Here is a 21,788-nt window from a genome sequence, read left to right on the forward strand (position 1 = left end):
GCGTGGACTCCACCCTCGCGCTGGTCGTCGCGGTCGTCACCGTCGCCCTGGTCTTCGACTACACCAACGGCTTCCACGACGCCGCGAACGCGATCGCGACCTCGGTCTCGACGCGCGCGCTGACCCCCCGCATCGCCCTCGGCATGGCCGCGGTCATGAACTTCATCGGCGCCTTCCTCGGCCAGGAGATCGCCAAGACGGTCCAGGGCGTGATCAGCATCGACTCGAGCTCCGGGCACGAGAACCATGCGCTGGTGATCGTGATGGCCGGCCTGCTCGGCGCGATCACCTGGAACCTCATCACCTGGTACTACGGCCTCCCCTCGTCCTCCTCGCACGCCCTCATCGGCGGCTTGGTCGGGGCGGCGCTGGCCTCCGGCACCACGGTCAAGTGGGACGTCATCGTCGAGAAGGTCGTCCTCCCGATGATCGCCTCGCCGCTGTTCGGCTTCGGCGCCGCGTTCCTGGTGATGCTGGCCATCATGTGGATCTTCCGCCGCCGCAACCCCCACCGGGTGCAGCGCGGCTTCCGCTTCGCCCAGACCATCTCCGCCGCCGCCATGGCCCTCGGCCACGGCCTCCAGGACGCCCAGAAGACGATGGGCGTGATCTTCCTGGCCCTGGTCGCGGGCGGGTACGCCGGCGCCGACGACGGCCTCCCGGTCTGGGTCATCCTGGCCGCGGCCGCCGCCATCTCGGCCGGCACCTGGGCCGGCGGCTGGCGCATCATGCGCACCCTCGGCCGCCGGATCATCCACCTCGACCCCGCTCGCGGCTTCGCCTCGGAGACGGTCGCCGCCGGTGTCCTCTACACCACCGCCTTCGTCTTCGAGGCCCCCATCTCGACGACCCACACCATCACCTCCGCCGTGATGGGCGCCGGCGCGACCAAGCGCTTCTCCGCCGTCCGCTGGGGCGTCGCCAAGTCGATCGTCGCCGCCTGGATCCTCACCTTCCCCATGGCCGGCGCCGTCGCCGCGTTCCTCTACTTCGTCTGCCACGTCATCTTCCAGCTGCCCTGACCCCGATAGTCCCTGACGGTCTGCAGGCGGCCGACCTGCAGAACGTCAGGCAACAGAACATCAGGCAACGGGATCAGCTGGCCTGGTAGCGCAGCCAGATCGCCCGTTCGGTGGCGTCCAGGGACCGACGCCGGGCGACGGTGTGTGTCGCCACCCACGAGGTCGGCCGCTCCAGGGTCCACCTCCGGTCGGAGGCCGGACGACGGGCCGCACGCGCGTACGCCGTCCGTACGCGCTCCAGGTACGGTCCGGGATCCCGCACGTCGGCCGCGACCATGGTGACCTGCTCGAGCCCGCACGCCCGGTAGTCCTCCTCGCGGCGGAGGTCCTTGGCCCGCCTGCTGCCCGTGAGGTGCAGGTCGCTGTCGTACTCGCCCACGACTCCGGCGACCGGGTCGACGAGGTCCGGGGTGGCGATGTGCCGGCCCTCGGGGTCGAAGATCGGCCGGTTGGTCAGGACCGACCCGCCCGGCCAGTCCAGGCGCATCCCGACCTCCATCGGTGACCAGGCGTTCTCGTCAGCCAGGAGTACGGCGGCCCGGGCCTGCTCGATGCCCGTGTAGCTCGGGTGCCCGTCCACCCAGACCCGCACCTCGTCGATGCTGACCAGGTCGTGGAAGCAGGCCATGTCCAGGGCGACGACCGCATCGCGGAGGCTGCGTGCGTACCGCATCGCGAAGGCCGCCGAGCGGACGGCCGAGGTCACCCGGAGGCCGTCGACCAGCGTCGTCTCCCGCAGTGAGAACCGCTCCTCGCAGATCAGCATCAGCGGCTGCGGGCGGATGCTACGGCGGGGCAGCGCGATCGGCACCGGCAGCGGAGTCTGACCGTCGCGGGCCAGTCCGGAGAACCAGTGCCCGCCGTACCAGCTGAGGGCGCCCCACCCCGTGACGGCACCGACGGGTGGCAGCAGCACGCCCGCCTCCAGCACCCGCTGGACCGGCGTCGGCTCGACGCCGGCCGGCACGTAGAGCCCCTGGCTCGACCGTCGCCACCCGGGCCCCGCGGCCGCCCCGCGAGTCGGCCCCTGTGTCCCGGCAGGATCGGTCCGCACGGGTGCGACCGCCCCGTGCTCGCTCCCGGCTGGTCCCGTCGTCGGCACGACAGGAGCGTGCCTGGGCCGACTCCCTGCCTGCAGCCGTCATCCACAGGCCCCGAGAGCGCCGATAGTCGCTGACCTTCTGCAGGCTCGCGGGATGCAGAAGGTCAGCGACTATCGGAAGGGTCGATCAGCCGAAGCGACCCGAGATGTAGGCCTCGGTGGACGACTCGTCCGGGCTGGAGAACATCTTCTTGGTGGCGTTGAACTCGACCAGGTGGCCGGGCTCGCCGGTGGCCTTGAGGTTGAAGAAGCCGGTGTCGTCGGAGACGCGGGCGGCCTGCTGCATGTTGTGGGTGACGATGACGATCGTGTAGTCGGACTTCAGCTCGTGGATGAGGTCCTCGATCGCGGAGGTCGAGATCGGGTCGAGGGCCGAGCAGGGCTCGTCCATCAGCAGCACCTGCGGCTCGACGGCGATCGCGCGGGCGATGCAGAGGCGCTGCTGCTGGCCGCCCGACAGGCCCATGCCGGGCTTGCCGAGGCGGTCCTTGACCTCGTTCCAGAGGTTGGCGCCCTTCAGCGACTTCTCGACGATGGTGTCGGCCTCGGACTTCTTCATCCGCTTGCTGTTGAGCCGGTTCCCGGCGAGCACGTTGTCGTAGATCGACATCGTCGGGAAGGGGTTGGGCCGCTGGAAGACCATGCCGATCTGGCGCCGTACGGCGACCGGGTCGACCGAGGGGTCGTAGAGCGACTGCCCGTCGACGACGACCTTGCCCTCGACACGGGCGCCGGGGATCACCTCGTGCATCCGGTTCAGGGAGCGCAGGAAGGTCGACTTGCCGCAGCCCGACGGGCCGATGAACGCGGTGACGGCCCGCGCGCGGATGGTCATGTTGACGCCCTCGACGGCCTTGAAGCTGCCGTAGTAGATGTCGAGGTCGGAGACGTCGATGCTCTTGGCCATGATGGTTTCCTTGCTCCCTCAGCGCCCGGTCTTGGGGGCGAAGATCTTGCCGATGATGCGCGCGACGATGTTGAGCGCCATCACGATGACGATGAGCACCAGCGCACCGCCCCAGGCGTAGCTGAGCCCCTGCGCGGTCGAGGCGGTGTACTGGGTGTAGATGAACACGGGCAGGGTCATCATGCGCCCGTCGAACGGGTTCATGTTGACCGAGCTGGTGAAGCCGGCGACCACCAGCAGCGGCGCGGTCTCGCCGATGACCCGCGAGATGGCCAGCACGACGCCGGTGACGATGCCGCCGACGCAGGTGGGGACGACGACCTTCAGGATGGTGCGCCACTTCGGCACCCCCAGGGCGTACGACGCCTCCCGCAGGTCGTCGGGCACCAGCCGCAGCATCTCCTCGGTGGAGCGGACCACGGTCGGGATCATCAGCAGCGACAGGGCGACCGAGCCGCCGAAGCCGAGCCGGACGGCGGGGCCGAAGATCAGCACGAACAGCGACAGCGCGAACAGGCCGGCGACGATGGACGGGATGCCGGTCATCACGTCGACCAGGAAGGTCAGGATCCGGGCCATCCGGCTCTTCGCGCCGTACTCGACGAGGTAGACGGCGGCGAGGATGCCGACCGGCACCGAGATCAGGGCCGCGAGGCCGGTGATCAGCAGGGTGCCGATCAGGGCGTGGTAGAGGCCGCCCTGCTCGTTGCCGAGCACGCCGCGCATGTCGTAGGTGAGGAACTCGGGGTTGATCGTCGAGATGCCGTTGGAGACGACGGTGACGATCAGCCAGACGAGCGGGACCAGGGCGACGAGGAACGCCGACCAGACCAGGCCGGTGGCGAGCCGGTCGATCGCCGCGCGGCGGCTCTCGACCACGCCCGACCAGACCGGCATGACCACCAGGTAGGCGACGACCGCCACCAGGACGGAGAGCGCGGTGTTCGCGCCGATCAGCCAGGCGAGCGCGCCGAGCGCGGCGGCGACCGCCAGGACCAGCAGCGGTGCCCACTGCGGCAGCCGGGGCTTGGAGAGCCGGGTCTCGGGCCGCTCGGGGCGGGTGTCGAGCGCGGTCATCGGGCCATCCTCCGCTGGCCGCGGCCGGCCAGGTAGCGGGCGAGGAAGTTCACGCCGAAGGTGAAGGCGAAGAGCACCAGGCCGGTGGCGATCAGGACCGCCTGGCCGTCGGGGCTGGCCTCCTTGTAGTTGGAGGCGATGTTCGAGGCGATGGTCGCGGGGCTCTGGCCGGAGATGATGTTGAGGGTCACGACCGGCGAGGCCGACAGGATCATCGCGACCGCCATCGTCTCGCCGAGCGCGCGCCCGAGGCCGAGCATCACGGCGGAGACCATGCCGGAGCGGGCGTAGGGGAAGACCGCGGTGCGGATCATCTCCCAGCGTGTGGCGCCGAGGGCCAGCGCGGCCTCCTCGTGCAGGCGCGGGGTCTGCGCGAAGACCTCGCGGCAGATCGCGGTGGTGATCGGCAGGATCATGATCGCGAGGACGACGGCGGCGGTCAGCATGGTGCTGCCGCTCTTGGCGGCCGGCCCGGCGAAGAGCGGGATGAACCCGAGGTGCTCCTCGAGCCAGACCGAGGCGCCGCCGATGTGCTGGGCGAGCTCGCGACCGCCCCAGAGGCCGAAGACGACCGAGGGGACGGCGGCGAGCAGGTCGATCAGGTACGCCACGGGTACGGCGAGCCGCCGCGGCGCGTAGTGCGAGATGAAGAGCGCGATGCCGATCGCGAACGGCACCGCGATCACCAGCGCGATGACCGCGGCGAGGACGGTGCCGAAGAGCAGCGGGCCGGCGTACCCGAGGAACGTCGTCGCGGGGTTGTAGAAGTCCTCGTCGACGCTCAGGCCCGGGTAGCCCTCGAGCGCCAGGAAGATGAACACCCCGGCGAGCGCCACCATGATCAGCGCGCCCGAGCCGACGGACAGGGCCTTGAAGACCCGGTCGCCGAGGGCGAGCGGGGGCTTGGCGTCCGGTTCGGCCTCGGGCCGGGGATCCGGACGGGTCGCGGTGCTGGTCACGCGCTCTCCTGGTTCGGGCTGGTCAGACATGGGTCCGGGCCGGCACGCTGGCCGGCCCGATCGTGGCGGTACGACGCCGCGCGGGGCGTCGTACCGCCACGGAGGTCACTGCGCCGAGATGCTCTCGACCGCGGCCTGGGCCTTCGAGGCCACCTCGGCGTCGAGCGGGGCCGAGCCGGCGTTGTCGGCGGCGGCCTGCTGGCCCTCGTCCGACAGGACGTACTCGAGGAAGCCCTTCACCTTGTCGGCCTCGTCGGCGTCGGCGTAGGTGGGGCAGGCGAGCAGGTAGGAGACCAGGAGCACCGGGTAGGCGCCGGACTCGGTCGTGTCGCGGGCCAGGTCGATGGCCAGGTTGGTCTCGGAGGCGTCCTCGGCCGGCTCGGAGATGGCGACGACCTTGGCCGCACCGTCCGGGGTCGGGGCGTTGAACTCCGAGCCGACGCCCACGGCGACGACACCGAGCTCGGTGTCCTTGACCGCGCTCTCGTCGGCGTAGGCCACGTAGCCCTCGTTGTCGGTCACACGACCCACGACGCCCGAGGTGCCCTCGGCCGCCTCGCCGCCCTTGATGCTGGTCGGCCACACGCCGTCGGGCTCCTCGGCCCAGCCACCGGCCGCCTCGAGGTACTTGGTGAAGTTCTCGGTGGTGCCCGAGTCGTCCGAGCGGTGCACGGGGACGATCTCGGTGGACGGCAGGTCGGCGTCCGGGTTGTCGGCCGCGATCTTCGCGTCGTCCCAGGTCTTGATGGTGCCGTTGAAGATGCCGGTGATCGTGGTGGGCGCCAGGTTCAGCGTCTCGATGCCGGGCAGGTTGAACGCCACGGCGATCGGGCTGACGTAGGCCGGGACCTGGATCACGGACTCGCCGCCGCAGCGCTCGATGGCCGCGTCGAGCTGGCCCTCGTCGTTGCTGAGCGCGGAGTCGGTGCCCGCGAAGGAGTAGGCCTCGTTGATGAAGTTCTCGCGCCCGGTGCCGGAGCCGACCGGGTCGTAGTTGAGGGTGACGTCGGGGTTGGCGTCCTGGAAGCCGGCGGCCCACGCGGCCTCGGCCTTCTCCTGGGAGCTGGCGCCGCCGCCGTTGAGCTCGCCCGACAGGCTCGACTCGCCGTCGCCGGAGCCGCTGTCGCCGCTGTCGTTGCCCGCACCGCAGGCGGTCAGGGCGAGGGTGAGGACGGCGATCCCGGGGACGATCGCCCGGCGGATGGAAGTGCGCTTCACTTCGGAACTCCTGATGTCTCTACGTTGATGACATCAGCGAAGGTAGGGAGCCGAGGTGTATGGATCCGGGGCCGTCGGTGAACGAGGGGTGAACTCGAACCGGCCGGTCGGAGTCGCGCGGCTGCCGGGGAGACGGCGATCACGTGAACTTGCCCGGGTTCTGCTTGACGTCAGGGCACCAGGTGCCGTTCGGTGGAACGGACTGTGCCCTTGCGCAGGTGGACGACGAGCATCTCCCCGGGGTCCAGCGCGGGGTCGTCCACGCCGAGGCGCTCGAACACCCGCGGCAGCACCGGCCGGTGCGTGCAGAGCAGGCCGCCGGCCCCGTGGGCGTCCATCCGGGCCAGCAGCCGGTCGACGCTCCGGCCCACCGACGCCTCTGTCGCGGCCTCCTCGCTGAGCCCGTCGGTCAGGCGCAGCCGCGCCCCCGACGCACGCACGTACGGCGCGACGGTCTCGGCGCAGCGGATCGAGTCGGAGCTGACCACCCGGCGTACGTCGTACGCCGCGAGCACGGGGCCGAGCCGATCGGCCTGCTCGCGCCCGGCCGCGAGCAGCGGCCGGAGCGGGTCCGCGGAGCGCCAGGTCCTCCGCGCGCGGGCCTTGGCGTGCCGGAGCACGACCAGCGGCAGGGTGCGGCGACGCCGGTCGAGCGCCTCGTCGAGCGTCCCGCGGTCGTAGTCGTAGCTCAGCCGCTCGCGCGCGTCCGCCACGTCGACCCAGGCCACGCCGTCGATCTCGTCGTTCAGCGCGTAGCGGCTCACGTCGTCGTCGCCCACCACCCGCCCGGTCCAGTAGTGGACCGTCTTCATCCGGTCCTTCACCGGATAGCGCTGGTCCCCCAGGGGTACGCCGAGCCGCACCCGCAGCCCGGTCTCCTCCTCGAGCTCACGGACCGCGGCGGCCGTGCGGTGCTCGCCGCGGTCGAGCTTGCCCTTCGGGAAGGACCAGTCGTCGTACCTCCCGCGGTGCACCAGCAGCACCTGACGACCCGGCCGGAAGACGACGGCACCTGCGGAGACGACATCGGGGGGCTGACCCATGCGGCTAGTCTCACACCCCATGGGTGGACGGCGGCGGACGGTGGCCCTCGTCCTCGCCGTCGCGCTGGTCGCGGCCGCCGCCGTCGTCGGCGTCCGCTGGTGGCGCGCCGAGCACCGCACGGAGCTGCAGCGGGCGCTCGACCTCGCCCCGACGGACGTCGAGCGGATCTCGTGGACCGCCTGGGCCGACGTACGGCGTGAGCTCGGCACCGGCGCCGACCTCGACACCCTCCTCGACCAGGGGTACGACGCCGACCTCACCTCGGCCTCCGCGCTGGTCGGGTCGGCACCGCTGCTGGCCGACGAGTTCGGCTGGTCGCCGGCGACGGCCGAGTGGGAGCTGTTCGCCCAGTCCGAGGCCGGCGCGGCGGTGGTCGTGCGGATGCCCGACGACGTCGACCTCGACACCCTCGGCGACCGGCTCGACGCGCTCGGCTACACCCGGCCGACCGACGACACCGGGGTCTGGAAGGGCGGCGACGAGCTGCTGGCGCAGATCGCCGAGGGCCGCGGCTCCACCCCGCTGCTGCAGTACGTCGCGCTCGACACCGACGCGCACCTGCTCACGCTGGGCGACCGGGCGTCGTACCTGGAATCGGTGGTGGAGGACCGCGGCGACGGGGACCCCGACGACGACCTGGCCGAGGTGGTCGAGGCCGTCGGCGAGCCGCTCTCCGCGTCGGTGTTCCGCGGCGACTACGCCTGCTCGGCGCTGGCCATGAGCCAGGCCGATCCCAGCGACCAGGCCACCGCCGACCAGCTGCTCGCGGAGGCCGGCGAGGTCAACCCCCTCACCGCCTTCGCCATGGCCGTCCGGCCCGACCGCGACGTGCTGGTCGCGATGTCCTTCGAGAACGACGACCAGGCCCGCACCAACGCCGACAGCCGCGCGGTCCTCGCCGCGGGACCGGCCCCCGGCCAGGGCGGCTCGTTCAGCGACCGGTTCACGCTCGGCGACGTCACCGCCGACGGCCCCGTCGTGACCCTGCCGCTGAAGCCGGTCGACGGCGCCTACGTGCTCTCCGACCTCAGCACCGGACCGGTCCTCTTCGCCACCTGCTGACCCGCCTGTGTACGACTCCGCCGATCAGCGGAAGGCCCGCAGCCGCAGGCTGTTGGTCACCACGAAGACCGACGAGAGCGCCATCGCGGCGCCGGCCAGCATCGGGTTGAGCAGCCCGGCGGCGGCGAGGGGCAGCGCGGCCACGTTGTAGCCGAAGGCCCAGAACAGGTTCCCGCGGATCGTCGTCAGCGTCCGCCGTGCCAGCCGTACGGCGGTCGCCGCGACCCGCAGGTCGCCCCGCACCAGGGTCAGGTCGCTCGCCTCGATGGCGACGTCGGTGCCGGTGCCCATCGCGATGCCGAGATCGGCCTGGGCGAGCGCGGCGGCGTCGTTCACCCCGTCGCCCACCATCGCCACGACCCGGCCCTCGGCCTGCAGCCGGCGTACGACGTCGACCTTGCCCTCCGGCAGCACCCCGGCGACGACGTCGTCGATCCCGACCAGGTCCGCGACGGCGCGTGCGGCGCGCTCGTGGTCGCCGGTGAGCAGCAGCGGCCGCAGGCCCAGGGCGCGCAGCTCCCGGACCGCCTCCGCCGAGGTGTCCTTCACCCGGTCGGCGAGGTGCAGCCACCCCACCGCGACGCCGTCCCGCTCGACCTGGACGACGGACCGGCCGGCCGGCTGCTCGACGTCGGCCGGCGCCCGACCGACGCGGACGTCGTACCCCTCGACGGTGCCGGCGACCCCGGTGCCCGCGGTGGCCCGGAACCCGGTCACCACCGGGAGCTCGCCGAGCCGCTCGCGCGCCCCGGACGCCACGGCCCGGCCGACCGGGTGCTCCGAGGCGTCCTCGACGGCAGCCGCCAGGCGGAGGACGGCGTCGGGGTCCTCGCCCTCGGCAGCCACCACCTCGACCAGGGTCATCCGGCCCGTCGTCACCGTGCCGGTCTTGTCGAGGACCACCGTGTCGACCCGCCGGGTCGACTCCAGGACCTCGGGGCCCCGGATCAGGATCCCGAGCTGGGCGCCGCGGCCGGTGCCGACCATCAGCGCCGTCGGCGTGGCCAGGCCCAGCGCGCACGGGCAGGCGATGATCAGCACCGACACGGCCGCGGTGAACGCGGTCGCCGCCGAGCCGCTCGTGCCCAGCCAGAACCCGAGGGTCGCCACCGCCAGCGCGACCACCACCGGCACGAAGAACCCGGAGATCCGGTCGGCGAGCCGTTGGGCCTGGGCCTTGCCGTGCTGGGCCTCCTCGACCAGCCGGGCCATCTGGGCCAGCTGCGTGTCGGCGCCGACCCGGGTCGCACGCACCTCGAGCCGGCCGCCAGCGTTGACGGTGGCGCCGGTGACCGCGTCCCCGGGTCCGACCTCGACGGGCACCGGCTCGCCGGTCAGCATCGACGCGTCCACCGCCGACGTCCCGCTCTCCACGACCCCGTCGGTCGCCACCTTCTCCCCCGGCCGTACGACGAACCGGTCGCCCACGACCAGCTCGCCCGCGGGCACCAGCACCTCGGCGCCGCCGCGCAGCACCGCCACGTCCTTGGCCCCCAGGGACAGCAGCGCCCGCAGCGCCGCACCCGCCCGCCGCTTCGAGCGCTTCTCGAACCAGCGACCTGCGAGCAGGAACGTGGTGACCCCGGTCGCGGCCTCCAGGTAGATGTTGCCGAGACCGTCGGTCCGCTCGACGGTGATCCGGAACGGGTGGGTCATCCCGGTCTCGCCGGCCGTGCCCCAGAAGAGGGCCACGAGCGACCAGCCGAACGCCGCCAGCACGCCGAGCGACACCAGGGTGTCCATGGTCGACGTGCCGTGCCGGGCGTTCAGCCAGGCCGCCCGGTGGAAAGGCCAGGCGCCCCAGACCGCCACCGGCGCGGCCAGGGTCAGCGACAGCCACTGCCAGTGGTCGACCTGCAGCGCGGGCACCATCGCCATCGCGACGACGGGCACGCTCAGCAGGGCCGAGACGACCAGCCGCTGCCGCAGGGCGTCCAGCTCGGGGTCGGCCCCCGCGGTCTCGGGCTCGGGCCCGGCCGTGGGCAGCGCTGCGCCGTACCCGGCGGCCTCGACGGTCGCGACCAGGTCGTCGGCGCTCAGCGTCGCGGGGAAGGTGACCCGCGCCTTCTCGGTGGCATAGTTGACCGACGCCGTCACGCCGTCGAGCTTGTTCAGCTTGCGCTCGATCCGGTTCGCGCACGACGCGCAGGTCATGCCGGTGATCGCGAGCTCGACGTCAGTGTCCGTGCTCATGCCCGCCCCCCTCTCCCTCGGCCGCTCCGTCGACCTCGACCGTGAACACCGCGGTCCGGACCACCCCGTCGTGCTGGAAGTCCAGGAACAGCCGGTAGGTCCCGGCGCTCGGGAACGCGGTGTGGAAGCGGACGACCGGGCCGGGGCCCTCCTCCGGGTGGACGTGCAGGTAGCCGAGGTCACCGGCCCGCAGCGCGACCAGGTGCCCGGACGCCCCGAGGTACGGCTCCAGGTCGTCCACCGGCTCGCCGCCACGCTGGACGGTCAGGGCGAGCTCGGTCTCGACCCCGGCCCGCAGCAGCCCGCCGAGCGTCACGTCGTACCCGTCGACGGAGGCGGCGAGGGTCTGCTCCCCCAGCGGCACCGGGGCGAAGTCCCCCGCGACCATCAGGTCGGCGCCCAGCACCACGGGGTCGGCCCCGGTCGGCGCCGTGTCGGCCAGCACCCGCCACACGCCCGGAGTCAGGTCCAGGTCGACCGACCAGGTGCCGTCGGCGGCGCGCTCGGGGTGCACGTGCTGGAAGCCGGTCAGGTCGCGCCGGACGACGACGAGGTGCAGCTCCTTCTCGTGCTGCACGTCGTACGACGTCACCGGCGTGCCGTCCGGTCCCGTCACGTGGAACGCCAGCCGCTGCCGCCCGGTCCCCAGCCGGTCCTCGACGAGGTGCAGGGCGTAGCCGCCCGCCGCGGTCTCCAGCCCGGCCACGGCCGTCGCGCCGTGGTCCGCCTCGTGGCCGGCGTCGGACTCCGCGTCGTGGCCGGCGTCCTCGTGAGCCACCGGCTCGGTGTCGACCGGACCGACCAGGCGGCCGAGGCCCAGCCCGGCCCCCAGCACGAGGGCCAGGATCCCCAGGAACGCGGCGACCCGCGCGAGTGTCCCCATGGCCCTCACCCCAGCCGGTAGCCGGCTTCCTCGACCGCCGCGGCCACGGCCGCCGGGTCGAGGGGGCCGTCGCTGGTGACCACGACCCGACCGGTCTCGTGGGACGCCTCGACCGCGGTGACGCCGGCGAGCTCGCCGACCTCCTCGCGGACCGACGCCTCGCAGTGCCCGCAGGTCATCCCGCTGACGGTCCAGGTGCTCTGCTCGCTCATGCGTCTCTCCTCAGTCGTGGTGGTCAGGACCGGACCAGGCGGGTGATGGCCTCGAGCGCCTCGGCGACCTTCGCCTGACCCTCGGCCTCGCCGGCGCGCGCCGCGTCGACCACGCAGTGGTTCATGTGCTCCTCCAGCAGGCCCAGCGAGACCGCCTGGAGCGCCTTCGTCATGGCGGCCACCTGGGTGAGGATGTCGATGCAGTACTGCTCCTCCTCGACCATCCGCTGCAGGCCGCGGGCCTGGCCCTCGATCCGGCGCAGCCGCTTGAGGTAGTCGTCCTTGCGGTGGATGTAGCCGTGCTGGTGCTCTGCCATACCAAGGACCCTACCCCCCTAGGGTATGAGCCTCAAGACATGACGGTACGACGCCGACTGCGTCCGGGTCGGTCAGCTCTCGGCGCGCGGAGAGGGCACGACGCCGAGGATCTCGTCGATCTCGGCGGAGGAGAGGTGCTCGTCGGCCTCACTGGCCGCGATGATCAGGTTGGTGGTCAGCTCGACCTCGCCCAGCAGGTCGGCGTCCTCCAGCGTCACGTCGAACTGATCGTGCACGCTGGCCTCCCCAAGTCTGATCGTCGAGCGCTGGCGGTGACGCAAGCCGGAGCGGACGCGCGTTCCGGGAGTACGTTCCCCACCCAGGGTACGACCAAACCGAGGCGCCGGACATGGCCCGCGCGGGTGGCACGTCGCGCCGGACGGAGGAGTCCGGGAACGACACGAGGCCCCACCCGTGACGGGTGGGGCCTCGCAGTGGCTGTGGTCAGACAGGTGCCGGACCGGTGCCGGTCTGATCAGACAGGGCGAACGTTCTCCGCCTGCGGGCCCTTCGGGCCCTGGGTGACGTCGAACTCGACCTTCTGGTTCTCGTCCAGGGACTTGTAGCCCTGGGTCTGGATCGCCGAGTAGTGCACGAAGACGTCGTCGCCGCCGTCCTCCTGCGCGATGAAGCCGAAGCCCTTCTCAGCGTTGAACCACTTCACGGTGCCTTGAGCCATGTGCTCGTTACTCCTGATATCGGAACGAGAGGCCATCACGTCGACGGCCCCACACCAGATGCGGTGACACGTCGCTCCGACTCGTGATTGGTAAGACCACAAAGCAGAAACGCCGTTGGATCACAAACTCCGCGGGCGTCAGACCAGCTGGAACTTGCACCTGTTGCAGGAAAGACACTACCAAGCAACTCCGTCAGGCAAACCCCCTGGACCGCGGCTTTGTGGACGGCGGCCGTGAAGGTTCTGCAACACCCGTGTGACAGCGCGGGAAACGGGCACGCGCGCGAGGCAGGCTCAGCGGCAGCTCTCACCGCCGCCCGCCGTGACGCACGAGGTACGGGCCCTGGTCGCCGCGGCCCGCGCGATGGGGGCGAGCCCGCGGTGCACGACCGTGGCCGTGAGCAGTCCCGGGATCCCGCTGGTGGCGCTCCCGCCGCTGACGCCCGTGGAGCAGCCACCGACGAGCTGGGCGACGTGGTCTCCCGGGGCGACCGACCCGGCGGTGGCCCCCGTCAGGTGGATGCTGGGGAATCCCGCGTAGGTGAAGTCGATCGCGGCGGCCTCGCCGAGCTGCATCCGACTGCTCAGGACGGGCTCGCCGTCCAGCCGGATCCACCAGTGCACGAAGCTCGAGGACGGGCACGTCAGCTGCCCGCTCCCGGTCAGGTCCAGGACCAGCCGCCCGGCGGTCCGGGTCGTGAAGCCCACCGCCGAGGTCGAGACCCCGACGGCCGGCAGCGGCGTCGTGGTGGGGGTGCCACCGGCCTGGACGACCTCGTCGGCCTCCCCCGCCAGCAGGTACGACGACCCCGGCCGGCCGGCCAGCCGGGCCGCGTCGGGGGCCCGCGCGATGATGTTGTCCGGCAGCCGCCCGGTGCGCCTGCTGGTCGCGACGAGCTTCCCGCGGCGGGCCTTGATCGACGCCCCCGAGCCGACGGCGTGCTTGCCGTCGACCGTGTGGGCGTTGAGCGCCTTGGCCAGGGCCGGACCGCCGGCGATGCCGGCGGACGTGACGAGTGCGGCCGCCGAGAGGGCTACGGCGAGCCGGCTCCCGGTGCGAGGTGCGGTGAGGATGGACATCCCTTCACCATCCTCGCCCACCCCGGCCGAGGAATGACCCGTTCAGGCGATTGCGCCGGCGCACCGAGGACGTCTGCCATGATGTCCGCCGGGCTGACCAGCCCTGGGCCCCTAGCTCAATTGGCAGAGCAGAGGACTTTTAATCCTTGGGTTGTGGGTTCGAGTCCCACGGGGCCTACCACCGTCGTACCGACGCTCAGGTCTCCTCGGTACGACGCGAGCGGCGCAGCATCTCGCCGATCAGGTCGACGACGCCGTCGACGTCGCCGCGTCGTACGCCGTCCGCGGACTCCAGGCGGGCGATCGCGAGCTCCTCGGGCAGCCGGACGCCGGTCTGCAGGACGTAGACGGTGTCGTCGAGGGTGAAGGCGATGTCGGTGACGGCGGCGGCGTGGTACTCGCCGTCGGCGTCGACGATGACCAGCTCCTCACCGGGCTCCAGGCCACGGGTGAGGGACGTGTGGGAGTGGTGGAGCGGGAACGTGCGCGTAGGGCCGACCACGAGTCGGGTCGGCAGCGCCACCTCGACCAGCTCCATGCGCTCACCCCCATGAGTCTCTCTCTGCATCGTTCCCCATGGAAGCCGCGTTTAGCGACTCGGCCACGCCCCGGTCAAGACCGGTCGTCGATCCGATCCGTGGGTTCAGGCGGCCGCGACGGCCGCGCGCACCTGGTGCACGGGCCGCCACCGGTCGTGCAACGTGGTGATCAGGCTGATCAGCGAGAGGAAGAACATCGTGTCGTAGCCGTCGAGGCGGGCCTCCCCGCCCGGCAGCAGCTCGTCGGCCACCAGCACGAGGACCACGTTCACCAGCAGTCGTACGACGAACGCCGCGCTCAGCGAGACCGTCGTCCAGCCCCGGCGGGCCACGACCAGCGTGACGGCCGCGTTCAGCACCACCACGACGGCGGTGCCGATGAAGAGGTCGGTCGAGGTGCCGGTGAAGTCGGGCAACTGCTGACCGAAGACCACGGCCAGCAGGCCGACCAGCACCACCTTCTCGAGCGTCGCCCAGGACAGCACCCGGTCGTGCTCGGCCCGCCAGGCCGCCTGCTCGTGGGCCTCGTCGATCTCCTCCGGGAGCGGCTCGGGCCGCAGCCGCCAGTCCCAGTCCGCCCGCGGCAGGCGGGGGCGGACCACCAGCTGCAGCACCGCGCCGAGCAGCAGGACCAGCACGAACAGCAGCACCGGCGCCCAGCGGTACTCGATCAGCAGGTCGGTGACGTCGAGCTGAGCGATGTGGATCCACCACTCCTGAGGCAGCTTGACGACCACCCAGATGGCGGCGGCGGCCCCGATCCACCAGCTCAGCGCGAGCGCGAGCGGCGACCACCGGGCGCGCAGCGTCTCGTAGGCGATGAAGAAGTACTCGAAGGTGTTCGGGAAGACCAGCAGCAGCGCCCGAGCCTGGGTCAGCTCGAAGAGGAGCACGCCGATGAGGCGGTAGAAGTAGAGGAAGAAGCCGACCTCGACGGCGGCGACGCTGGTCCAGTTCCGCAGCATCGCGAGGTAGGCGATGGCCAGGTAGTAGACGTCCATCGCCTTGTCGTAGCCCTGGTAGCCCGGCGGGTCGTACCCGAAGGCCTGGAAGATCGTCTGGTCGACGCCGTCGAGGACCAGGCAGGCCACGATGCCCGGCAGCGGGAAGAACGGGATCGTCAGGGGCAGCAGGAACCGGGCGCCGACGACCGCGACGAAGACGATGGCGACGCCGGTGTCCATGGGGCACATCATGGAGGCTGGGGGCGTCGACCCGCATCCCCGTCACCGACCGAAGGGAACCCCGTGAGTGCTCGCCGCGTGCTGCCGTCCGAGGAGGCCGTCGACCTGGTCCGGCTGGTACGGCGGATCGCCGCCGACGAGCTGGTCCCGCGGGCGGCCGCGTCCGAGGCGGCCGGCGAGTTCCCACGCGAGGTGTTCCGCACCCTCGGGCGCACCGGCCTGCTCGGTCTCCCCTACCCCGAGGAGTACGGCGGGGGCGGGCTGTCCTACGAGGTCTACCTGCAGGTGCTGGAGGAGATCGGCTCGGTCTGGGCGAGCGTCGGGGTCGGGGTGTCCGTGCACGCCCTGTCCTGCTTCGGCCTGGTCACCCGCGGGACCGACGAGCAGCGGACCCGCTGGCTGCCGGACATGCTCGGCGGCGAGCTGCTCGGCGCCTACTGCCTGTCCGAGCCGCACGCCGGCTCCGACCCGGCCGCGATGACCACCACGGCCCGCCTGGTCGGCGACGAGTACGTCATCTCCGGCGCGAAGGCCTGGACCACGCACGGCGGCGAGGCCGACTTCTACAAGGTGATGGCCCGTACCTCCGAGAGCCCGGGCGGCCGTGACGGCATCTCCTGCTTCCTGGTGCCCGGCGATGCCACGGGCCTGGCCGCCGACCGCCCCGAGGACAAGATGGGGCTGACCGGCTCCACCACGGCCACGATGCGCTTCGACGGTGTCCGGGTCCCGGTCGAGCGCCGCCTCGGCGGCGAGGGCGAGGGTCTGCGGATCGCGCTCGCGGGCCTCGACTCCGGTCGGCTCGGGATCGCCGCCGTCGCCACCGGGCTGGCCCAGGGCGCCCTCGACGCCGCCGTGGCCTACGCCCAGCAGCGCACCACCTTCGGCCGCCGGATCATCGACCACCAGGGGCTCGGCTTCCTGCTGGCCGACATGGAGGCGGCCGTCGCCTCGGCCCGGGCCACCACCCTGCACGCGGCCCGCCTCAAGGACGCCGGCCTGCCGTTCTCCCGCGAGGCGTCGGTCGCCAAGCTGGTCGCGACGGACCACGCCATGAAGGTCACCACGGACGCCGTCCAGGTGCTCGGCGGCGCCGGCTACACCAAGGACTTCCCGGTGGAGCGCTACATGCGTGAGGCGAAGGTCATGCAGATCTTCGAGGGCACCAACCAGATCCAGCGCCTCGTCATCGCCCGCGGCCTCGACACGACCGACCAGGGCTCGGTCGTCAGCCGGCCGGCGACATCCTGATCGCGAGCACCGTCGTGTCGTCGTCCCGCGCTCCTGGTACGGCGAGCAGCATGCCGTCGACCCACTCCTCCATGCCGGCCGGGCCCGGCCCGCGCCCGGCCAGGTCGGCGAGCAGCGCCAGCGAGGTGGACAGGTCGACACCGCGACGCTCGACCAGCCCGTCGGTGTAGAGCAGCAGCGTCGACCCGGGGGTGAGGACCAGCTCGGTCTCACGGGCCCCGGTCACGCCCAGGCCGAGGACGGGCCGGGTGGCGATCTGGAGCTCCTGGGCCGCACCGCCCTGGATCAGCAGCGGCGGCGGGTGACCGGCGGCCGCCAGCACGACCCGACCCGTGGCGGGCTCGACGGTCCCGACGACAGCCGTGGCGATCACCTGCTCGAACAGCCCGTCCATGAACCGGTCGGTGCGGTCGAGGACCACGGCCGGCGACTCCTCGCCGAAGAGGTGGGCGCGGACCGCGGCCCGCAGCTGGGTCATCGTGGTCGCGGCGGCCACGCCGTGGCCCGCGACGTCGCCGACGACGAAGGCCATCCGACCGCCGGGCAGCTCGAAGGCGTCCCACCAGTCGCCGCCCATCTGGAACGTCGAGGCCGGCAGGTAGCGGGCCGCCATCTCCAGGCCGTCGAACCGGGGGGCCTGGACCGGGATGACGCTGCGCTGCAGCGACTCGGCCATGTCGACCTGCTCGCGCGAGTTGGCGTACAGCAGGCTGGCCAGGTGGCTGGCCAGGGAGACCGCGTGGTCGAGGTGCCAGGGCTGCCAGACCTCGCTGTGGCCGCGCACGACCTGCTGCCACTTCTCGAACGACTTGCGGGGGCTGAGCCGGACCTGCGGGTCCTCGGCGAGCGCCATCTGCTTGTTGGTCGGGTCGCCGCCCCAGTCGACGACCTCGGGCAGCTCGGGGCGGACCCAGCACAGCCAGCGGTCGGGCGCGGAGCCGATCACGAGAGCCCCTGCCGCCGTGTCGGCGACCGCGGCGAGGTCGGGGTCGAGCGCGGCGAGGTAGGAGCTGGACCCCGGCTGGCTCTCCGGTCGCCGCAGGAGCTCGGCGATGCGCCTGATCGACGCGTGGTCGGGCACGGTGCCGAGGGTGGTGAGGTGCCCGTCGAAGCACAGGGCCACCCCGCCGGCGTCCATCAGGTCGGCCAGGGAGCTGATCTGCATCAGGGTCTGCAGCGGCGCCGGGGAGGACGACGTCGCCGCCTGCACCGTCGTGAGCAGCTCCTCGGCGCGGCGCTGGGACTCGCGCGCGTCGGCCCGCTCCCGCTCGGCGACCAGCTGGGAGGCCACCTGGCCCAGGAACTCCGACGCCGCGCGCACGTCGAGGCTGAGCTCGAGCGGTCCGGAGTAGTGGTGGCAGGCGATCAGCCCCCAGAGCTCGCCGTCGATGACCAGGGAGACCGACATCGACGCGGTCACGCCCATGTTGGAGAGGTACTCGACGTGGATCGGCGAGACGCTGCGCAGCGTCGAGTGGGAGAGGTCGAGCGGCGCGCCGGTCGCCGGGTCCAGCACGGGGTGGATCGGCACCGGCGTGTAGAGGATGTCGGCGATCAGCCGGATCCAGTTGACGGTGTAGAGCCGGCGGGCCTGGGCCGGGATGTCGGTGTGGGGGTAGTGCAGGCCGAGGAACGGGTTCAGGTCGGGGCGCCGGCTCTCGGCGATGACCTCACCGTTCCAGTCCTGGTCGAAGCGGTAGACCATCACCCGGTCGAAGCCGGTGAGGTCGGCGATCTCGCGGACCAGACCCTCGGAGAGCTCGACGACCGACGCGGTCCGCGACAGCCGCTGCATCGCGCCGCGGGCCGCGCGGTAGGACAGCAGCGCCTCCCCCTCGGGATCGGCGGCCTCGAGCTCGACCAGGACCCGGTCGCCGGAGCGGTGCACCGCGGCGTCGACGTACGACGGCAGCAGCGCCCCGCGGGCGGCGAGCTCCTCGACGTGCAGGTGCAGGACCTCGGCGCGCGCGCCCTCGACGGAGACCCGGACCGCCTCGGCGGCCTCGGCCCCGAGCAGGGAGGCCAGCGAGGCGCCGGGCACGTCGTCGGGGTCGACGCCGAGCATCGGCCCCGCGTTGGCCGAGGCCATCACGACCTCCGCGAGGTCCAGCCCGAGTGCGAGCAGCGCGCCGTGCGGCTGGATGGCTCCCGGGATGTGGATGGGCTCGCGGTCGCAGTTGGTCAGGTCTGCGGCCGCGTAGGCGGGCGTGTGCGCGGACACGGCCTGCTCGGTCACGGGTACTCCGGGGATGATCGACTCACCGGCTCCTCCCTCAGGAGGAACCGGTCCGGGGGCCATCCAATCAGGTCCCGCCGGTGACGTCCCCTCTTCGGTCAGTCCTGCGCGCGCAGCTGGCGCCGCAGGCGGAGCTCCTTCAGGAGCATGCGGACGTCGTCGACGTCCAGCTCGGTGGCGGCCGCCGGCTCGACGGGTCGTCGCGTCTCCGGCACGTCGCGTGCCGTGAGACGCGTGATGGCTGCGTTGCCCATGATGTCCTCCCCCGACTTCAAGGTAGTGACAAGTTTACGGGCCTTCTCCTCAGGCCCGGAGCGAAAACCGTCGAATGTCGGCCGATTGACGACCGAATCCGTCCCTGGTCCAGACCTTCCGCAGCGGTTCTCGTCACCTTCGGGTCGCCGTCACCTTCCTGCCGCGAGCCTGTCCCGACCGACGGCCGCACCAGTGGAACGTGTTCTAGACTCCGCCCGTGAGCGGCTACGTGCAGGACGACATCTCCGACGCGGAGCTCGAGCGGCAGCGCGGCGTGTACGAGCCCTTCACCCAGGCCGTGCGGGAGCTCGTCGACGCCACCATCCGCACCCTGGTCGACGACGACGAGATCCGCCGCGCCCAGGCCGAGATCGAGGCGGTCACCGCCCGGCTGCGCGAGCACCAGCTCGACGGCGCGTACGGCGTCCGCTTCGGCCGGGCGGGCCGTGGCCGCCCCTGGGGCAACACCGTGGTCGGCCTCCGCAACGCGGCCGCCCCACCGCTGGTGATCGACCACGACGACACGGGACGCGCCTGGGCAGACTTCCACCTCGGCGCCGCCTACGAGGGGCCGCCCGGCCTGGTGCACGGCGGCGTCTCGGCGATGATCCTCGACCAGATGCTCGGCGAGGCGGCCGGCGCCGGCGGGAAGCCGGGCATGACCGGGACGCTCACCCTGACCTACCGGCAGGGCACCCCGCTCGGCGACCTGCGGGCCGAGGCCTGGATCGACCGCGCCGAGGGCGTGAAGACCTGGGCCAAGGGCCACCTCATCGGTCCCGAGGGGGTCACCGTCGAGGCCGAGGGCGTCTTCATCCTGCCGCGCTGGGCCCGCGAGGCGATCGCCGCGCAGGACGACGAGCAGCCGACTCCGTCGTACTTCGAGTAGACGCGGCTCCGGTCAGGAGACCTTCTCACCCAGGTTGGCGCCGCGCTGCCCGGAGTCGGTCAGCCGGGCCTCCTCGGCGGCCTGGGCCTCGAGCTCCTCGCGCCGCGAGGTCTCCAGCAGCTCGCGGGCGGCGTCGTACGCCCCGGGCTGGGAGACCAGATCGGTCGCCCCGCGCTTGAGCCGGGCGAGCGCGCTGCGCGCGAAGATCTGCTGCTCGGTGGTGGTGCGCTCCGAGCGGCCGCGGCCGATGAACGACACGGCCCAGCGGATCAGCGCGGTGACCCGGCTCTTGAAGCCGGTGATGTAGACGAGGTGCAGACCCAGCCACATCAGCCACGCCACGACGCCGGTGATCCGCAGCTTGCCGACCATCGCCACCGCACGGAAGCGGCTGATGATGGCCATCGAGCCCTTGTCGAAGTACTTGAACGGCGGCTGCGGGGCCTTGCCCTTGAGCCGGCCGTCGATCTCCTTGGCGGCGTACTTCGAGCCCTGGATCGCCACCTGGGCGACGCCGGGGAGGTTGTCGAGCGAGATCATGTCGCCGACGACGAAGACCTCCGGGTGGCCCGGGAGGGTGAGGTCGGGGTTGACGCCGACCCGACCTGCGCGGTCGAGCGGCGCGCCGCTCTGCTCGGCCAGGGTCTTGCCGAGCTTGTTGGCCTGCACGCCCGCGGCCCAGATCTTGGTGACGGTGTTGATCCGCTCGACGCGGCCGTCCTTGAACTTCATCTCGATGCCGCGCTCGTCGACGTCGGTCACCATCGCGCCGAGGACGACCTCGACGCCGAGCTTCTCCAGCTCGCTCTTGGCCTTGTCTCCGAGCTTCTGGCCGAACGGCGGGAGCACCTGGGGCGCGGCGTCCACCAGGACGACGCGCGCGGTGCGGGTGTTGATCGACCGGAAGTCGCGCTTGAGCGTGCGGTGGGCCAGCTCGGCGATCTGACCGGCCATCTCCACTCCGGTCGGGCCCGCGCCGACGACCACGAAGGTCAGCAGGTGGTCGACGTTGTCGCCGCGCTGGGCGCCGAGCTCGGCCATCTCGAAGGCGCCGAAGATGCGGCCGCGCAGCTCGAGCGCGTCGTCGATGCTCTTCATGCCGGGCGCGAACTCGGCGAAGTGGTCGTTGCCGAAGTAGGACTGGCCCGCGCCGGCGGCGACGATCAGCGAGTCGTAGGCCAGCACGGTCTCGCGACCCAGGACGTGGGACGTCACCGTGCGCGCCTCGAGGTCGACACCGGTGACCTCGCCCAGCAGCACCTGGGCGTTCTTCTGCCCGGAGAGGATCTCGCGCGTCGGGGGCGCGATCTCGCCCTCGGACAGGATCCCGGTCGCGACCTGGTAGAGCAGCGGCTGGAAGAGGTGATGGGTGGTCTTGGCGACCATCGTGACGTCGACGTCGGAGCGTCGCAGGGCCTTGGTCCCGAAGAGGCCGCCGAATCCGGAGCCGATGACGACGACCTGGTGGCGACGGTCCGGGGTGTCACGGGGGTGGTCAGGCGCTGCCATGACGAGCCTTCCTGCGTTCGATCGAGACGGACCGTGGCCAGCCGGCCGATCCGGTAGTTCCATTGTCGCGCTCGCGGGGGTCGGACCCCAAGCCGGCGCCCTGACTCGTGGGTCACACGAGTGCGGTCGGTCACACGCGGGCGGGACCCCGCCCTCGTCGTACCCATCG

22 protein-coding genes and 1 tRNA gene are annotated in these 21,788 nt (G+C 72.1%); 5 read left to right on the forward strand and 18 right to left on the reverse strand.

The features are described from left to right. Nucleotides 1-2: 2 nt before the first annotated feature. A complete protein-coding gene (locus tag BLT76_RS18980; protein ID WP_090859741.1) occupies nucleotides 3-1,022 on the forward strand; it encodes an inorganic phosphate transporter in 1,020 nt (339 codons plus the stop codon). A 73-nt stretch (nucleotides 1,023-1,095) separates the two neighbouring features. On the opposite strand, the gene BLT76_RS18985 is transcribed toward BLT76_RS18980, so the two are convergent. The 6 genes from BLT76_RS18985 to BLT76_RS19010 form a co-directional block, all read right to left on the reverse strand. Beyond that, nucleotides 1,096-1,989, reverse strand: coding sequence for a hypothetical protein (locus BLT76_RS18985; RefSeq protein WP_218856841.1), 894 nt, complete (start codon nucleotides 1,987-1,989; stop codon nucleotides 1,096-1,098). Nucleotides 1,990-2,251: 262 nt separating this feature from the next. Continuing rightward, nucleotides 2,252-3,031, reverse strand: coding sequence for a phosphate ABC transporter ATP-binding protein PstB (gene pstB / locus BLT76_RS18990; protein WP_090859745.1), 780 nt, complete (start codon nucleotides 3,029-3,031; stop codon nucleotides 2,252-2,254). 18 nt (nucleotides 3,032-3,049) lie between these two features. After that, on the reverse strand, nucleotides 3,050-4,108 hold the full coding sequence (gene pstA, locus BLT76_RS18995) for a phosphate ABC transporter permease PstA (RefSeq protein ID WP_090859747.1): 1,059 nt from the start codon (nucleotides 4,106-4,108) through the stop codon (nucleotides 3,050-3,052). Next, complete coding sequence (gene pstC / locus BLT76_RS19000) at nucleotides 4,105-5,067, reverse strand: phosphate ABC transporter permease subunit PstC (protein WP_244509488.1); 963 nt, start codon at nucleotides 5,065-5,067, stop codon at nucleotides 4,105-4,107. The genes pstA and pstC overlap by 4 nt, the downstream gene beginning before the upstream one ends. A gap of 105 nt (nucleotides 5,068-5,172) precedes the next feature. Beyond that, nucleotides 5,173-6,285: a phosphate ABC transporter substrate-binding protein PstS gene (pstS, locus tag BLT76_RS19005; protein ID WP_090859751.1), complete on the reverse strand. Its 1,113-nt coding sequence runs from the start codon at nucleotides 6,283-6,285 to the stop codon at nucleotides 5,173-5,175. Nucleotides 6,286-6,455: 170 nt separating this feature from the next. Next, nucleotides 6,456-7,328: an NUDIX hydrolase gene (locus BLT76_RS19010; RefSeq protein ID WP_090859753.1), complete on the reverse strand. Its 873-nt coding sequence runs from the start codon at nucleotides 7,326-7,328 to the stop codon at nucleotides 6,456-6,458. A gap of 19 nt (nucleotides 7,329-7,347) precedes the next feature. On the opposite strand from BLT76_RS19010, the gene BLT76_RS19015 reads away from it, so the two are divergent. Beyond that, nucleotides 7,348-8,391: a hypothetical protein gene (locus BLT76_RS19015; RefSeq protein ID WP_139175689.1), complete on the forward strand. Its 1,044-nt coding sequence runs from the start codon at nucleotides 7,348-7,350 to the stop codon at nucleotides 8,389-8,391. 24 nt (nucleotides 8,392-8,415) lie between these two features. On the opposite strand, the gene BLT76_RS19020 is transcribed toward BLT76_RS19015, so the two are convergent. The 7 genes from BLT76_RS19020 to BLT76_RS19045 all read right to left on the reverse strand — a co-directional run bounded on the left by BLT76_RS19020 (nucleotide 8,416) and on the right by BLT76_RS19045 (nucleotide 13,756). After that, nucleotides 8,416-10,584, reverse strand: a complete 2,169-nt coding sequence (locus tag BLT76_RS19020; protein ID WP_090859757.1) for a heavy metal translocating P-type ATPase — start codon at nucleotides 10,582-10,584, stop codon at nucleotides 8,416-8,418. Next, the gene (locus BLT76_RS19025; RefSeq protein WP_090859759.1) at nucleotides 10,568-11,467 is read right to left on the reverse strand and encodes a hypothetical protein; all 900 of its coding nucleotides are present in this window, start codon (nucleotides 11,465-11,467) and stop codon (nucleotides 10,568-10,570) included. Before BLT76_RS19025 ends, BLT76_RS19020 begins: the two co-directional genes overlap by 17 nt. A gap of 5 nt (nucleotides 11,468-11,472) precedes the next feature. Continuing rightward, nucleotides 11,473-11,679 carry a heavy-metal-associated domain-containing protein gene (locus BLT76_RS19030; protein WP_090859761.1) on the reverse strand — a complete coding sequence of 69 codons (207 nt, stop codon included), beginning with the start codon at nucleotides 11,677-11,679 and terminating at the stop codon, nucleotides 11,473-11,475. A 23-nt stretch (nucleotides 11,680-11,702) separates the two neighbouring features. After that, nucleotides 11,703-11,996, reverse strand: a complete 294-nt coding sequence (locus tag BLT76_RS19035) for a metal-sensitive transcriptional regulator (protein ID WP_090859762.1) — start codon at nucleotides 11,994-11,996, stop codon at nucleotides 11,703-11,705. Nucleotides 11,997-12,068: 72 nt separating this feature from the next. Then, nucleotides 12,069-12,233 (reverse strand): hypothetical protein, encoded by a 165-nt coding sequence (locus BLT76_RS25840; RefSeq protein WP_170867149.1) that lies wholly within the window; start codon nucleotides 12,231-12,233, stop codon nucleotides 12,069-12,071. Between the two features lie 239 nt (nucleotides 12,234-12,472). After that, nucleotides 12,473-12,676, reverse strand: a complete 204-nt coding sequence (locus tag BLT76_RS19040; RefSeq protein ID WP_056863399.1) for a cold-shock protein — start codon at nucleotides 12,674-12,676, stop codon at nucleotides 12,473-12,475. A 294-nt stretch (nucleotides 12,677-12,970) separates the two neighbouring features. Further along, nucleotides 12,971-13,756 carry a hypothetical protein gene (locus BLT76_RS19045; protein ID WP_090859764.1) on the reverse strand — a complete coding sequence of 262 codons (786 nt, stop codon included), beginning with the start codon at nucleotides 13,754-13,756 and terminating at the stop codon, nucleotides 12,971-12,973. Nucleotides 13,757-13,861: 105 nt separating this feature from the next. On the opposite strand from BLT76_RS19045, the gene BLT76_RS19050 reads away from it, so the two are divergent. Beyond that, a tRNA-Lys gene (locus BLT76_RS19050) sits at nucleotides 13,862-13,937 on the forward strand. A gap of 15 nt (nucleotides 13,938-13,952) precedes the next feature. On the opposite strand, the gene BLT76_RS19055 is transcribed toward BLT76_RS19050, so the two are convergent. Together BLT76_RS19055 and BLT76_RS19060 are read right to left on the reverse strand one after the other, a co-directional pair. Beyond that, entirely contained in the window at nucleotides 13,953-14,294 is a 342-nt protein-coding gene (locus BLT76_RS19055; RefSeq protein ID WP_090859766.1) for a hypothetical protein, read from the reverse strand. Between the two features lie 105 nt (nucleotides 14,295-14,399). Next, nucleotides 14,400-15,479: a hypothetical protein gene (locus BLT76_RS19060; RefSeq protein ID WP_170867150.1), complete on the reverse strand. Its 1,080-nt coding sequence runs from the start codon at nucleotides 15,477-15,479 to the stop codon at nucleotides 14,400-14,402. Nucleotides 15,480-15,542: 63 nt separating this feature from the next. Between BLT76_RS19060 and BLT76_RS19065 the strand changes: the two genes are divergently transcribed. Next, nucleotides 15,543-16,730, forward strand: a complete 1,188-nt coding sequence (locus BLT76_RS19065) for an acyl-CoA dehydrogenase family protein (RefSeq protein ID WP_090859768.1) — start codon at nucleotides 15,543-15,545, stop codon at nucleotides 16,728-16,730. Here BLT76_RS19065 and BLT76_RS19070 read toward each other — a convergent pair. Both BLT76_RS19070 and BLT76_RS25845 read right to left on the reverse strand, forming a co-directional pair. Next, nucleotides 16,708-18,966, reverse strand: coding sequence for a SpoIIE family protein phosphatase (locus BLT76_RS19070; protein WP_170867151.1), 2,259 nt, complete (start codon nucleotides 18,964-18,966; stop codon nucleotides 16,708-16,710). The genes BLT76_RS19065 and BLT76_RS19070 overlap by 23 nt on opposite strands. 98 nt (nucleotides 18,967-19,064) lie before the next feature. Continuing rightward, nucleotides 19,065-19,220, reverse strand: coding sequence for a hypothetical protein (locus tag BLT76_RS25845; protein ID WP_170867152.1), 156 nt, complete (start codon nucleotides 19,218-19,220; stop codon nucleotides 19,065-19,067). 218 nt (nucleotides 19,221-19,438) lie between these two features. Here BLT76_RS25845 and BLT76_RS19075 point away from each other — a divergent pair, with 218 nt between their 5' ends. Next, on the forward strand, nucleotides 19,439-20,110 hold the full coding sequence (locus BLT76_RS19075) for a PaaI family thioesterase (protein WP_090859773.1): 672 nt from the start codon (nucleotides 19,439-19,441) through the stop codon (nucleotides 20,108-20,110). A 12-nt stretch (nucleotides 20,111-20,122) separates the two neighbouring features. Here the strand turns inward: BLT76_RS19075 and BLT76_RS19080 are convergent, their stop codons facing one another. Then, complete coding sequence (locus BLT76_RS19080; protein ID WP_090859774.1) at nucleotides 20,123-21,619, reverse strand: NAD(P)/FAD-dependent oxidoreductase; 1,497 nt, start codon at nucleotides 21,617-21,619, stop codon at nucleotides 20,123-20,125. Nucleotides 21,620-21,788: the final 169 nt, after the last annotated feature.

Origin of the sequence: Nocardioides lianchengensis, assembly GCF_900101465.1 — a bacterium.
GTDB lineage: Bacteria > Actinomycetota > Actinomycetes > Propionibacteriales > Nocardioidaceae > Nocardioides > Nocardioides lianchengensis.

Bases quoted from the DNA above. Each gene is read 5' to 3' on its own strand.
- BLT76_RS25845 (WP_170867152.1), bottom strand. From the start codon at position 19,220: ATGGGCAACGCAGCCATCACGCGTCTCACGGCACGCGACGTGCCGGAG.
- BLT76_RS19040 (WP_056863399.1), bottom strand. From the start codon at position 12,676: ATGGCTCAAGGCACCGTGAAGTGGTTCAACGCTGAGAAGGGCTTCGGC.
- BLT76_RS19015 (WP_139175689.1), top strand. From the start codon at position 7,348: ATGGGTGGACGGCGGCGGACGGTGGCCCTCGTCCTCGCCGTCGCGCTG.
- BLT76_RS19035 (WP_090859762.1), bottom strand. From the start codon at position 11,996: ATGGCAGAGCACCAGCACGGCTACATCCACCGCAAGGACGACTACCTC.
- BLT76_RS19010 (WP_090859753.1), bottom strand. From the start codon at position 7,328: ATGGGTCAGCCCCCCGATGTCGTCTCCGCAGGTGCCGTCGTCTTCCGG.
- BLT76_RS19020 (WP_090859757.1), bottom strand. From the start codon at position 10,584: ATGAGCACGGACACTGACGTCGAGCTCGCGATCACCGGCATGACCTGC.
- BLT76_RS19055 (WP_090859766.1), bottom strand. From the start codon at position 14,294: ATGGAGCTGGTCGAGGTGGCGCTGCCGACCCGACTCGTGGTCGGCCCT.
- BLT76_RS19030 (WP_090859761.1), bottom strand. From the start codon at position 11,679: ATGAGCGAGCAGAGCACCTGGACCGTCAGCGGGATGACCTGCGGGCAC.
- BLT76_RS19080 (WP_090859774.1), bottom strand. From the start codon at position 21,619: ATGGCAGCGCCTGACCACCCCCGTGACACCCCGGACCGTCGCCACCAG.
- BLT76_RS19025 (WP_090859759.1), bottom strand. From the start codon at position 11,467: ATGGGGACACTCGCGCGGGTCGCCGCGTTCCTGGGGATCCTGGCCCTC.
- pstA (WP_090859747.1), bottom strand. From the start codon at position 4,108: ATGACCGCGCTCGACACCCGCCCCGAGCGGCCCGAGACCCGGCTCTCC.
- BLT76_RS19060 (WP_170867150.1), bottom strand. From the start codon at position 15,479: ATGGACACCGGCGTCGCCATCGTCTTCGTCGCGGTCGTCGGCGCCCGG.
- pstB (WP_090859745.1), bottom strand. From the start codon at position 3,031: ATGGCCAAGAGCATCGACGTCTCCGACCTCGACATCTACTACGGCAGC.
- BLT76_RS19045 (WP_090859764.1), bottom strand. From the start codon at position 13,756: ATGTCCATCCTCACCGCACCTCGCACCGGGAGCCGGCTCGCCGTAGCC.